A 13,139-nucleotide genomic window follows, 5' to 3' on the forward strand; every position below is an offset into this window, starting at 1 on the left:
CACGCGAGGTCATCAACAGGGTGCGAAATTGCCGTGCGCGGTGCGGCCTCCGTCGCTTATCCTTGACTCAGTCAAGGGTGAGGGGTCGACGATGACAACCGGGACGGCATCCGACATGACATCCGGCGCGGCGCGCGACGCCGCGCCCGACGTCCGCGAGCTGCGCAGATTCAACCGCTTCTATACGAACCTGATCGGCGCCCTCGACTACGGGCGGCATCTCTACACCCCGTTCACCCTCACCGAGGCCCGGGTGCTCTACGAGGTCGCGCACCACGAGCGGGTGGACGCCGCGGATCTGCGGGCCTCGCTGTCGCTGGACGCCGGCTATCTGAGCAGGCTGCTCGGCAAGTTCGAGGACCGCGAGCTGATCACCCGCGGCAAGTCCGAGCAGGACCCCCGCCGCCAGCGCATCACGCTCACCGACGGCGGCCGGGAGGCGGCCGGCCTGCTGGAGGAGCGCTCGCAGGACGCCGCCGGGTCACTGCTGGAGCGGCTCCCGGACGAGGACCGGGCCCGGCTGGTGGACTCGATGCGGACCATCCGCGCCCTGCTCGGCGAGGGCGCCGGACACCCGCCCGGGAACCGGACGGCGGAGGTGACGCTGCGCACGTCCCGTCCCGGGGACCTGGGCTGGATGGTGGAGCGCAACGCCGCGCTCTACGCCGCGGAGTACGGCTTCGATCTGAGCTACGAGGCGCTGGTCGCCCGGATCGTCGCGGAGTACGCCGAGAGCTTCGACCCGCGGTGGGACCGCACCTGGATAGCGGAGCTGGACGGGCGCCGGGCGGGCGCGGTGATGTGTGTACGGGACGAGAGGCCCGGGGTGGCCCGGCTGCGGCTGCTGCTGGTGGAGCCGGACGCCCGCGGGCACGGCGTGGGCCGTCAACTCGTTGATGCCTGCGTGGAGTTCGCCCGGGAGGCCGGGTACGGCGAGATGGTCCTGTGGACCAACTCCGTCCTCGGCGCGGCCCGCCGTATCTATCAGCGGGCCGGGTTCGAGCTGGTCAGTGAGTCGGCGCACCACAGCTTCGGGCAGGACCTGGTCGGCCAGGACTGGCGGATGGTCCTGTGATGCCGCGGGCATTGCGGGCAGGGTGGAAGGGACGGATGACGATGGTGTGAACCACGAGGAGGAGCCAGGCATGGTCAGCACCGGCAACGCACACGGCACCGCCCCCGCGATGCGCTTCGCTTTCTCCACTCTCGGTGTGCCCGGCATGCCGGTGGCCGACGTCCTGCGGCTGGCCACCGACACCGGATATCAGGGCGTGGAGCTGCGGGCCCATCCGGAGGAACCGGTGCATCCGCTGATCGGGGTGCGGGAACGGGCCGCGGTGCGCAAGCAGTTCGCGGACGCCGGGGTCGAGATCCTGGCCGTCGCCGGATACGCCCAGGTGGCCGCGGCCCGGGACGCGGCGGGCGAGGAGGAGCTGGCGCAGGAGCTGAGCGAGCTGGTGTGGCTCGCCGCCGATCTGGGGGCGCCGTACGTCCGGGTCTTCCCCGGCGCCGGGGAGCGCCCGGCGGACGAGGCGGACGCGGACGCTGCCCGCCGGCTCGCCGCGGTGGCGCCGCTCGCGGCCGAACGGGGCGTGCGGGTGCTGCTGGAGACCCATGACTCGCACCGTACGGGCGCGGCCGCCGCCCGGGTGCTGGGCCCCGTGGGCCACCGTCAGATCGGGGCGCTCTGGGATGTGCTGCACAGCTGGCTCGGTGGCGAGGAGCCGGCCGACACCCATGCCGCGCTCGCCCCGCATCTGGGCTATGTCCAGGTCAAGGACGTCGCCTCGGCCGAGGACCGCACACCCCTCCCGCTCGGTGCCGGCGCCGTGCCGCTGGCCGCCGCCCTGGGCACCCTGGGCCGGCAGCCCGCCGACGCCCACGGCCCGGTGCCGGCCCCCGAGGGCACCTATGACCAGGGCGCGGGCGGCTGGCTGTGCTGGGAGTACGAGAAGCGCTGGTATCCCGGGGCGGCCGACCTCCCCGGCCTGCTGGCCCCGGGCCGCGCCCACCTCCAACAGCTCCTGGGAGACGGGCCCGCGGCTTCCTGAGGCGGGATGTGACGGGCGGCGGGCCCGGATACGCCCCGGCAACCGCCGCCGGCCCGCACCGCACACGGTCGTCCGCCCACCCCGCAGGGCGCTACCCACCGGCCCCACGCCTCCGCCCGCCCGGACCCGGATACCGCCGACCGCCCGCCCGGGAACCCGTCGCCGCCCCACCCCGCACGCCGCAACCCACCCGCCCCACGTCTTCGCCGCCCCACCCGCACGCCGCAACCCGCCACCCCCACGTCTTCGCCGCCTCCCCGCAGGCCGCAACCCACCTCCCCCGGTCGTCGGCCCACCCCGGCTCCGCGGCCCGACGCCCCATCACACATCCCCCGGCGCCGCGCAATAGCTGGGCGCCACCACGGATCGCGTCATTGACCGACAATAGTTTTCCGGCTATCCGTGTCTCCTTGGAAGTTTCCTTCAATGAGCCGAGGAAGCCCTCCGGAAGGAGCGCAGATGCACTCCAGACGTACCGTCCTGACCACCGCGGCCGCCGCGGCCGCCGCTGCCGCGGGCGCGGGTGCCGGCCCCGCGCACGGCACGGCGCCCGCCGTCGGACACCAGCCCGCCGACCCCGCCCCGTCCGCCGCCACCCGGACCCGGCTGCGCCGCCTCATCTCCCGTATGACTCCGGAGGAAAAGGTCGGCCAGCTCTTCGTCATGCGGGTCTACGGGCACTCCGCCACCGACCCCGACCCGGCCGATGCCGCCGCGAACCAGAAGGAGATCGGCGTCGCCAACGCCGCCGAGCTGATCGCCAAGTACCACGTCGGCGGCATCATCTACTTCGGCTGGGCCCACAACACCCGTGAGCCGCACCAGATCGCCGAGCTCTCCAACGGCATCCAGAAGGCCGCCGCCGCCCAGCGCGTCCCCGTGCCGGTGCTGATCTCCACCGACCAGGAACACGGCATAGTGGCCCGCGTCGGTGCGCCCGCGACGCTCTTCCCCGGGGCGATGGCGCTCGGCGCGGGCGGCTCCCGCGACGATGCCCGTACGGCGGCCCGGATCGCCGGCGAGGAGCTGTTCGCCATGGGCATCCGGCAGGACTACGCGCCGGACGCCGATGTCAATGTCAACCCCGCCAACCCGGTCATCGGTGTGCGCTCCTTCGGCGCGGACCCGCAGGCGGTGGCCCGTATGGTCGCCGCCGAGGTGAAGGGATACCAGGGCGCCGGGATCGCCTCGTGCGCCAAGCACTTCCCCGGCCACGGCGACACCGACACCGACAGCCATGTCGGGCTGCCGTACATCCACCACAGTGCCGAGGAGTGGGAGCGGCTGGACGCGCCGCCCTTCAAGGCCGCGATCGCCGCCGGTATCGATTCGATCATGACGGCGCATATCGTCGTGCCCGCCTTCGACCCGAGCGAGGACCCGGCCACCCTCTCCCGCCCCATCCTCACCGGCATCCTGCGCGAACGCCTCGGCTACGACGGTGTGGTGGTGACCGACTCCCTCGGGATGGAGGGCGTACGGGTGAAGTACGGCGACGCCCGGGTGCCGGTGCTGGCCCTCAAGGCCGGGGTCGACCAGTTGCTGAACCCGCCGGACCTGGCCGTCGCACACGGTGCCGTCCTCACCGCGCTCAAGGAGGGCGAGCTGACCGAGCGGGACCTCGACGCGAAGCTGCTGCGCATTCTGCTGCTCAAGGAGCGGCGCGGACTCTTCAAGGACCCCTACACCACCCACCGGGCCGTGGACCGGGTGGTCGGCACCCGCGCCCACCTCGCCACCGCCGACCGGATCGCGGACCGCACCACCACGCTGCTGCGCAACGACACCGGCGTCCTGCCGCTGTCCCGGCGCCGGGAGGGCCGGGTGCTGGTGGCCGGTGTCGACGCGGCCGCGCCGTCCGGGACCGGCGGCCCGCCCACCACGGTGCTGGCGCGGGCCCTCACCGAGCTGGGCTTCACGGCCACCGCCCTGTCCACGGGCCAGACGCCGACCCAGCAGCGGATCGACGAGGCGGTGGCGGCGCTCCGCGAGCGGGACGCGGCGGTGGTGGCCACCTACAACGTGACCGCGGCCTCGGGACAGCGGAAGCTGGTCGAGGCGCTCCTCGCCACGGGGAAGCCGGTGGTGCAGCTGGCGGTCCGCAACCCGTATGACATCGCCCAGTTGACCGGGGTCACGGCGGCCCTGGCGAGCTATTCCTGGACCGATGTGGAGCTGCGGGCGGCGGCCCGGGTGATCGCCGGCCTGCGGAGTCCGGCGGGCCGGCTGCCCGTCCCGATAATGCGCGCCGACGCCCCGACCCGGGCGCTCTACCAGATCGGCCACGGGCTGACGTACTGAGCCGCCCCGGACACGGCGCGCTCCCCCGGTCCCTCGGGGAGCGCGCCGTTCGGTCTGTCACCGCACCACGGCCGCGGGGCACGGCGGCCCCGCGGCGGGCGGCGGACTCAGGGCCGCAGCAGCGGCATCCGCCGGATCTCCTGCTTGTCCAGCTTCTTGTTGTCCGGAGCCAGCGGGGCGGGCTTGCCGGCCGGGGCCTGGACACCGGCCCAGTCGAGAAGCTCGGCGGTGGCCTTGGTGCGGTCGGCCTCCTTCAGCTTCGCGATGTTCGAGCCGTGGTTGCCGCCGGGCACGGTGAAGACATAGGAGTCCCGGGCGCCCTTGCCGACCTTGAAGTGCTCCGAACTCCACGGGTCGTACTCACCGTTGACGAACATCATCCGCTGTGCGTGGTGGCGCACCCAGCGGTCGATGTCGGGCATGGCGCGCCGGTCGAAGCGCATCGGGATGTCCTTCGGCACGAACGACCGGGAGTTGTTGATGCCGGGGTACTTCAGCAGACCGGACAGCTGCGGGTAGCCGTAGCCGGGCTCTCCGAGCTGGGTGCCCGCCTGGTAGTAGTACGGCGTGTACGGCTCCATGCCCTGGTCGGTGTAGCTGTCAAAGCCGCCGACCTTGTCCATCCACTTCCACAGCTCGTCGGTGGAGACGGTCGGCTTGGGCACCTCGGCGCAGGCGGTCTCGGCCGGCTGGTACTGCCAGAACCCGAACACCAGGTCCGTGACCATGACTTCATAGGCCCGGTCCGCGTTGCCGACCTTGGTGAAGGTCTGCTTCTCCTTGTCGGCCCAGTCCTGGAAGCGCCTGACCATCTCGCCGCGGCGCAGCAGGGCCTCGCGCTCGATGGCGGTGAGGGCGGTGCGGCACTGCGCGGTCCCGACGGTGCGGAAGAACCGGTCGTACGCCGAGTCCTCGTCGTTGCGTACGTCATTGGGCGCGACATAGGCGACGGTGCCGTCCATGTCGTGCGGGAAGAAGCGGCGGTAGTACGTGGCGGTCATACCGCCCTTGCTGCCGCCGGTGTCGATCCAGTTCTTGCCGTAGATACGGTGCAGCGCCCGGAAGATGCGGTGCTGGTCGTTGGCGGCCTGCCGGATGTCCAGCTTCTTCCAGTCGGTGGGCGTGGGCCGCGACGGGGTGAAGTACCGGTATTCCATCGAGACTTGATTGCCGTCGATGATCTTGGTGGGTTCGCTGCGGGACGGCGTGGTGTTCACGTTGTACCCGGAGGTGAAGAACACCGTCGGCCGGTCCACCGACTTGTGCAGCAGGGTCAGCCGCTGCTGGAAGGTCCCCTTCGAGGGGTGCCGGTGGTCAACCGGCTGAGTGTAATTCAAAACGAAGTAGCGGTAGCCGTCGACCGGCTTTTCCTCGATGAGGCTCATCCCCGGGATCGCCAGGATCCGGTCCTTGATGTCCTCGGTCTGCGGCCCGGCGGCGGTAGCCGCCCCGGCCGGCGTGCTGCCGGCTCCCGCCGTGCCTATGAGCACCGCGAGCGACAGCAGCCATCTGGTGGCCTTGCGCATGCACCCTCCCCTTGGGATAGCAAAGGTCGGGCTGAACCTATCGGCGCGACGGGGGTGCCACCAGCCCTTGGCGCCGTTCGGCGGATCGGCCGTTCGCGGCACGGCCGCCGCGGCGCTGTGGTGGAACGGCCGCCGACGGGGACCGGGGCCGCCCCGGGGCGGCCCCCGAACGGCCCTCAGGCCGCCAGTTCCTCCTCCTCGCCGGTGAAGGTGCGCCACAGCTCCGCATAGCGGCCTTCGCGGGCGAGGAGCTGGCCGTGGCTGCCGTCCTCGACTATCCGGCCCTGGTCGAGCACCACCACCCGGTCCGCGCGGGCCGCGGTCGTGAGCCGGTGGGCGACGACGAGGGTCGTACGGCGCCCCACGAGCCGGTCGGTGGCCTGGTTGACGACGGCTTCGGTGGCCAGGTCCAGGGAGGCGGTGGCCTCGTCGAGCAACAGCACGTCGGGGTCGACGAGTTCGGCGCGGGCCAGGGCCAGCAGCTGCCGCTGGCCGGCCGAGAGGTTGCGGCCGCGCTCGGCGACCTCGTGGAGGTAGCCGCCGTCGAGGGTGGCGATCATCGCGTGGGCGCCGACGGCCCGCGCGGCGGCCTCCACCTCGGCGTCGGTGGCGTCCGGGCGGCCGTAGGCGATGGCGTCGCGGACCGTGCCGGCGAAGAGATAGGACTCCTGGGGGACCACGCCGAGGCGGCGGCGGTAGCCGGTCAGGTCCAGCTCGCGCAGATCGGTGCCGTCGACCCGGACGGCGCCCGAGGACGGGTCGTAGTACCGCGCGACCAGCTTGACCAGCGTGGACTTACCGGCGCCGGTCTCGCCGACGAAGGCGACGGTCTGGCCGGCCGGGATGGTCAGCGCGATACCGGCCAGCGCCGGCTCCTCGCCGTCGCCGCCGTAGTGGAAGTGCACATCGTCGAAGGTGATGGCGCCCCGTAGTGCGGGCACCGCGCGGGGGCGCTCGACGGCCGGGGTGGTGGTCGGCTCGCGCAGCAGCTCCTGGATCCGGCCGAGCGAGACGGACGCCTGCTGGTAGCCGTCGAAGACCTGGGAGAGCTGCTGGACCGGGGCGAAGAACAGATCGATGTAGAGCAGGTAGGCGACCAGCGCACCGGCGGTGAGGGTCTCGGAGCCGACCCGGCCGGCGCCGACGATCAGCACCAGCGCCGCCGCCACGGACGACAGCAGCTGGACGAAGGGGAAGTAGACGGATATCAGGAACTGGCCGCGGACCCGGGCCTGCCGGTAGGCGTCGCTGCGGGCGGCGAACCGCTCCGCGCCCTGCCCCTCGCGCCGGAACGCCTGCACGATCCGCAGTCCGGCCACGCTTTCCTGGAGGTCGCCGTTGACGACGCTGATCCGCTCACGGGCGAGCTCGTAGGCCTTCACGCTCTGCTTGCGGAAGAAGTACGTGCCGATGATCAGCGGCGGGAGGGTGGCGAAGACGAGCAGGGCCAGCTGGAGGTCGATGGCCAGCAGCGCGATGAAGATGCCGAAGAAGGTCAGCATCGAGACCAGGGCGGTGACCAGCCCGGTCTGGAGGAATGTGGACAGGGCGTCCACGTCCGTGGTCATCCTGGTCATGATCTTGCCGGTCAGCTCCCGCTCGTAGTAGTCGAGCCCGAGGCGCTGGAGCTGCGCGAAGATCTTGAGGCGGAGGGCGTAGAGGATCCGCTCACCGATGCGTCCGGTCATGCGGTTGCCGCCGATCTGCGCGGCCCACTGGGCCAGGACCACGACCAGGGCGATGGCGGCGGCCGTCCAGACACCGATCAGCGCGCCGCGGCGGACGCCCTCGTCGATGCCCTGGCGGATCAGCACCGGGAGCAGCAGCCCGGCGAGCGCGTCCACGGTGACCAGGGTCAGCGCGAAGGCGAGTGGCCTGCCGAAGCCGTGCAGCAGCCGGCGCAGGCCGTAGGAGCGCTCGGGGCGGACGGCCCGGTCCTCGTCGACGTCCGGGGTGTCCGTGGCGGGCGGCAGCGCGGCGACCTGGGCGAGGAGTTCGGGCGTGGCAGGCAGTCCGGCCATCGCGGCACCGATGCCGGGCCCGGCCGCGACGGCCGCGCGGGCCGCCATCCCGGCTCCGCCCGCCTCGGCCTCTTGCTCCCGGCGGACCCACAGTTCGGGGGTGATGGTGCCGTCCGCCCCGGACCGGCCCGCCGCGCCGTCCCGTACGCCGTCGCGCCCGTCGGCGTCCGCTGCCGGGTCCCGTGGTCCGTCGGCGGCGAACTCGCCGTCGAAAGCCCCGGCCAGCTCACCGGCCGGGTCCCGCTCGACGCCGCCCAGCTCCTCCGGGTCGGTCAGCAGCCTGCGGTAGAGGGGACAGCGCTCCGCCAGCTCCTCCTGGGTGCCGAGGTCGACCAGCCGCCCGCCGTCGAGGACGGCGACCCGGTCGGCGAGCGCCAGGGTGGAGGCGCGGTGCGCGATGAGCAGGGTCGTACGGCCCGCCATGACGCCGCGCAGCGCCTCATGGATCTCGTGCTCGACCCGGGCGTCGACCGCCGAGGTCGCATCGTCCAGGACCAGCAGCCGGGGGTCGGTGAGGATGGCGCGGGCCAGGGCGATGCGCTGGCGCTGGCCGCCGGACAGGGTCAGCCCCTGCTCGCCGACCTTGGTGTCATAGCCCTCGGGGAGCTCGGATATGAAGCCGTCGGCCTGGGCGGCGCGGGCCGCGGCGCGCACCTGCGCGTCGGTGGCGTCCGGATGGCCGTAGGCGATGTTGTCGCGCACGGAGTCGGAGAACAGGAAGCTGCTCTCGGGGACCAGGCCGATGGCGGCCCGCAGCGACTCCAGGGTCAGTTCGCGTACATCGTGGCCGCCGACCAGGACCCGGCCCGCGGAGACGTCGTAGAAGCGCGGCAGCAGCAGCGAGACCGTGGACTTGCCGCTGCCGGACGTGCCGACCACGGCGACGGTCTCCCCGGCCTCGATGCGCAGCGAGAAGTCATCGAGGACCGGGCGGACGGGACGGGCGGCGTCCGGGGCGTCCGGAGCGGGGCCGGTGCCCTCGCCCCCGTTCCCCTCCGCGCGCCCGTGCGGCGCCGCGTACCCGAACGTCACCCGGTCGAAGACGACGGTGGCCGGGGCGTCGGCGGGCAGCTCATGGGCGTCCGGCCGCTCGGCGATCGTGGGCTCGGTGTCGATCAGCTCGTAGACCCGCTCCACACCGGCCCGGGCCTGCTGGCCGACGGTCAGCATCATCGCCAGCATCCGGACCGGTCCGACCAGCTGCGCCAGATAGGTGGAGAAGGCGACGAAGGTGCCGAGGGTGATCTGCCCCTGGGTGGCCATCCAGCCGCCGAGGGCCAGCATCGCGACCTGGCCGAGCGCGGGGACGGCCTGGAGGGCGGGGGTGTAGCGGGCGTTGAGGCGGACCGTGCGCAGCCGTCCGGCGAACAGCCGGCGGCTGACCTCGCGCAGCTTCCCGGTCTCCTGTTCCTCCTGCCCGAAGCCCTTGACGACCCGCACCCCGGCGACCGCGCCGTCCACGACACCGGCCACCGCGGCCGCCTGTCCCTGGGCGTACCAGGTGGCGGGGAAGAGACGGGCGCGGCTGCGCTTGGCGATGAACCACAGGGCGGGGGCGACGGCCAGCGCGACGACGGTGAGCAGCGGCGACAGCACCGCCATCACGGCCAGGGAGACCGCGAACAGCAGGACGTTCCCGATCATCATCGGGAGCATGAACAGCAGGCTCTGGATCAGCTGGAGGTCGCTGGTGGCGCGGCCGACCACCTGGCCGGTGCTCAGCTCGTCCTGCCGCCGGCCGTCGAGCCGGGCGATGGCGCCGAACATCCGGGTCCGCAGATCGTGCTGGAGGTCCAGGGCGAGCCGGCCGCCGTAGAAGCGGCGGATGTAGGTGAGGACGTAGACGACGATCGCGGCCACGACCATCAGGGCGGCCCAGGGGCCGAGGGGGCGGGCGTGCCGGACGATGACATCGTCGATGATCAGCTTCGGTACGAGCGGGACCAGGGCCAGCACGGCCATCCCGGCGAGCGAGGAGCCGAGGGCCAGCAGCACGTCTTTCCGGTACTGCCAGCAGTCGCGGGTCAGCCGCCGCGCCCAGCCCGCTCGTTCCGTATCCGTCCCCGCCACCCGGTGCCTCCCGCCCATCGACACTTTTCGAACTGTTCGAGGGCACCAACACCGCGTGGCGCGGATTTCATCCCGCTGTCACAAACTTCTGTGCGCGCACGCCCCCCGGCACGGCGGACGGCCCCGTTCCGGATGGTCCGGAACAGGGCCGTCGCTCAGCGGGGCCGTTACTCAGGTGGCGCGGCGGGCTACTTCCCCCGCTCCGCCGCCGGGTCGTCCTTCACCCGCTCCACGGTCAGCTCCGAGATGCCCGGATGCGGCTTGGGCTTCCCGTCGGCCGCCGGGCCCGGGTCACCGTGCACCGTGACCCGTACGTACCGGGCCGGGCTGCGGCCCGCGTATCCGGTGCCCGTCCAGTGCTTGCCGTCCCGGGAGACCTGGACGTTGTAGGACGTGGGCCGGGTCTTGTTCCAGTGCGGGGTGATCTGGCCGACGTCGACGGTCCGGCCGAGGTCGACGGTGAGGGTGCCGGTGGCGGCGTCGGGCACCCAGGCCGTGGTGGCGTTGCCGTCCACCGCGGCGCCCGCGTAGAGACCGGGCTCCTCCGAGGTCGCGGTGGCCGTGGTGCACCGGGCCGCGTTGGAGGTCGCCGCCAGATCCGGGCGGCGGGTCTTGAGGACGGCGGGCACACCCCGGCTGACGATCTTCTCGCCCTCCGGCGACTCGATCCGCATCGGCGCACCGGCGGTCAGCCGCACGGTGGTCTGGTGCGCGCCGATCTCGATGTCGTAGGTCCGCCCCTGCCAGTGCAGCCCGCGCAGGGTGACGCCGTCGGAGAGCTGCGGCGGCAGCATCGGGTCGAGCCGCACCCGGTCCTCGCGCAGCCGCAGCCCCGTCAGCCCGTGGGTGAAGGTCTGAAGGAAGCCGCCCTTGCCGGTCAGGAAGTCCTGTGCGGGCTTGCCGGCGTGCGGGTCCTCGGCCCCGGCCTTCTCGCCGCGCGCCTCGGAGAACTGGTCGAACGGCCCGCGGACGAACGGCTTGATGGACCGCTCCAGGTAGGTGTACGTGGAGCAGCCGGCCTCGCCGATGCCGGCCGCGTCGATGGCGTGCACCGAGTCGGTCATGGCCGGGCCGTCCGGGTCGGTGTGCCCGGCGTAGAAGTCCAGCGTGCGGGCCGCCTGGGTCTGCGACATCGGCCATTCCAGGGGGTACATCAGCAGCACGGTGTCGGCCTGCTTGATGGTCGTGCCCTTGTACCCGGCGTACTGCTCGAAGATCTTCTTCTTGCTGTCGTAGGGGATGCGCAGCTTGTCGGCGATGGTCTTCCAGGAGGCCGGTGCCTTCTCGCCGAGGATCGCGGCGACCCGGCCGGCGTGCCGCAGCGCGGTGGCGGCCCCGGCGTTGGTGAACACCGCGTCGTCGACGCCGTTGCTGTACTCGTCGGGACCGGCGACGTTCTTGACGGAGTAACTGCCGTCGGCGTTACGGGTGGCCCGGGACGCCCAGAATTCGGCGATGCCCTTGAGGACGGGCCAGCCGCGGGACCGCAGCCAGGCGGTGTCCTTGGTGGCGAGGTAGTACTGCCAGGTGGCCAGGGAGATATCGCCCATGAGGTGGTTCTGGGTCTTGCAGTGCGGCGGGTCCCAGCTGTGGCACTCGTTCCACAGATCGCCCTTGCTGCCGCTGGTCCAGGAGTAGAAGAGCCCGTCGTAGCCGAGCTTGCGGGCGTTGGCGGCGGCCCCGGCCCGGGTCTTGTAGCGGTAGTCCACGATCGACCTGGCGAGCGCGGGGTGGGCGGCGAGCAGACCCGGGTACATCCAGGTCTCGGCGTCCCAGAAGATCTCGCCGGCGTAGTTGTCGCTGGTCAGGCCGGTGGGGCCGATGCTGTTGCGGTTGCCGGCGCGGGTGTTGGCCAGCAGCCCGTACTGCGCCGAGCGGACCCAGGACTGGAGGTCCCGGCGGCCCTTGACCTCGATGTCGCTGCGCCACAGCCGCTGCCAGGCGGCGCTGTGCCGGGCGAACAGGGCGTCCCAGCCGCGGTCGGCGGCCCGGCGCGAGGCGGCGTCGGCGGCGGCGCGCGGGGTGCGGGAGGTGAGTGCGGTGTCCACGCCGACGTACTTGGTCAGCTCGTACGAGCGGCCGCTGCGGACCGGGAAGGACACCTGCTGCCGGTTGCTCAGCTTGTCCTGCGCCGCCGGGCGGGGCGGGTTGGCGCGGACGCCGGGCCCGGTGCGCAGGGTGGAGGCCACCGCGCCCTCGGTCTTCGTCCCGTCCGTGCGGAACCCGACGTCCATGGTGCGGCCGGTGCCCGCGCCGCCGGCCTCCTTGCCGCCGGCTTCCTTGCCCCCGGTGGTGGCCCCGTCCGCGGACGGGGTCATCCGGCGGGCTCCGCGGCCGTCGAGACCGTCGGTGACCGTGGCCGAGCCGCTCCAATGGGGCGTCATCCGCAGGCGTACGGCGCCGGTGTGGGCGTCGGTGCGGTCGGCGAGCACGTCGTAGACAAGATCGGTGACGCGGCCGTCGGCGGCGGTCCAGGTCAGCGACGTACGGACGAATCCGCAGCGCAGGGAGAGCGTCTGACGGTAGTGCGAGATCCGGCCGGGCGCGGTGGCGGAGGAGAAGGTGTCGGGGTGTGCGCCGCCGGTGGCGACGTCGAGGGTGGTCCAGGTGGGGATCGCGGCGATGGCCTGCCGGCCCTTGAGGTCCTTGGGTCCCTTGGCGTACAGCCCGGAGACGAACGAGCCGTCGTATTCGGGGGTCTTGAGCGGCCAGCCGGTCGTTCCGCCGGGCGCCGCGTAGCCGGTGCCGTTGGGCGGCACCCGCTGTCCGAGGTAACCGTTGCCCACGAAGGCGTGGTGACTGTCCTTCGGGTCGATCCTGGTGGCGGTGGCGGTCCAGCCGTCGCCCTTCAGACAGGGTCCCTGGGCGGAGCCGGCCGCTTCCGGCGCCGGAGTGGGCGCCGCGGCGGAGGCCGATACGGGGGCGAGGACCGCTATCAGGGCGGTGGCGAGCAGGGGGGCGACCAGCTTGCGGGAGCGCGGCGCGGACGGACCGGCCGCTTGCTGCGGCGGCCGGTCCACGGGGTGCTGTGCCGAAGGATGCATGCTTCTCCGTCGTCTGTGCGCGGTCCGCACCGCTTCCGCGATACGGACTCACCATGGACATCATCAGGCCCCCGCCTGCCCTGCACCCTAGGACGGCTCCGCCGTTCGGGTCACGGGATCGACGGG

At 72.6% G+C, this 13,139-nt stretch carries 6 protein-coding genes; 3 read left to right on the forward strand and 3 right to left on the reverse strand.

The window, feature by feature from the left end; genetic code table 11:
* Positions 1-91: 91 nt before the first annotated feature.
* The 3 genes from TU31_RS16425 (at position 92) to TU31_RS16435 (ending at position 4,352) form a co-directional block, all read left to right on the forward strand.
* The gene (locus TU31_RS16425; protein ID WP_078885811.1) at positions 92-1,075 is read left to right on the forward strand and encodes a bifunctional helix-turn-helix transcriptional regulator/GNAT family N-acetyltransferase; all 984 of its coding nucleotides are present in this window, start codon (positions 92-94) and stop codon (positions 1,073-1,075) included.
* A gap of 109 nt (positions 1,076-1,184) precedes the next feature.
* The gene (locus TU31_RS16430) at positions 1,185-2,051 is read left to right on the forward strand and encodes a sugar phosphate isomerase/epimerase family protein (protein ID WP_042155552.1); all 867 of its coding nucleotides are present in this window, start codon (positions 1,185-1,187) and stop codon (positions 2,049-2,051) included.
* A 459-nt stretch (positions 2,052-2,510) separates the two neighbouring features.
* The gene (locus tag TU31_RS16435) at positions 2,511-4,352 is read left to right on the forward strand and encodes a glycoside hydrolase family 3 protein (RefSeq protein WP_042154966.1); all 1,842 of its coding nucleotides are present in this window, start codon (positions 2,511-2,513) and stop codon (positions 4,350-4,352) included.
* A gap of 107 nt (positions 4,353-4,459) precedes the next feature.
* Here TU31_RS16435 and TU31_RS16440 read toward each other — a convergent pair whose 3' ends face one another.
* The 3 genes from TU31_RS16440 to TU31_RS16450 all read right to left on the reverse strand — a co-directional run bounded on the left by TU31_RS16440 (position 4,460) and on the right by TU31_RS16450 (position 13,013).
* Positions 4,460-5,878: a S28 family serine protease gene (locus tag TU31_RS16440; RefSeq protein WP_042154968.1), complete on the reverse strand. Its 1,419-nt coding sequence runs from the start codon at positions 5,876-5,878 to the stop codon at positions 4,460-4,462.
* Positions 5,879-6,054: 176 nt separating this feature from the next.
* On the reverse strand, positions 6,055-9,969 hold the full coding sequence (locus tag TU31_RS16445; protein WP_245698565.1) for an ABC transporter ATP-binding protein: 3,915 nt from the start codon (positions 9,967-9,969) through the stop codon (positions 6,055-6,057).
* A 188-nt stretch (positions 9,970-10,157) separates the two neighbouring features.
* A complete protein-coding gene (locus tag TU31_RS16450; protein ID WP_052718965.1) occupies positions 10,158-13,013 on the reverse strand; it encodes a discoidin domain-containing protein in 2,856 nt (951 codons plus the stop codon).
* Positions 13,014-13,139 lie beyond the last annotated feature (126 nt).

The organism is Streptomyces lydicamycinicus, from assembly GCF_000829715.2.
Lineage (GTDB): Bacteria > Actinomycetota > Actinomycetes > Streptomycetales > Streptomycetaceae > Streptomyces > Streptomyces lydicamycinicus.

Bases quoted from the DNA above. Each gene is read 5' to 3' on its own strand.
- TU31_RS16425 (WP_078885811.1), top strand. From the start codon at position 92: ATGACAACCGGGACGGCATCCGACATGACATCCGGCGCGGCGCGCGAC.
- TU31_RS16430 (WP_042155552.1), top strand. From the start codon at position 1,185: ATGCGCTTCGCTTTCTCCACTCTCGGTGTGCCCGGCATGCCGGTGGCC.
- TU31_RS16435 (WP_042154966.1), top strand. From the start codon at position 2,511: ATGCACTCCAGACGTACCGTCCTGACCACCGCGGCCGCCGCGGCCGCC.
- TU31_RS16440 (WP_042154968.1), bottom strand. From the start codon at position 5,878: ATGCGCAAGGCCACCAGATGGCTGCTGTCGCTCGCGGTGCTCATAGGC.
- TU31_RS16450 (WP_052718965.1), bottom strand. From the start codon at position 13,013: ATGCATCCTTCGGCACAGCACCCCGTGGACCGGCCGCCGCAGCAAGCG.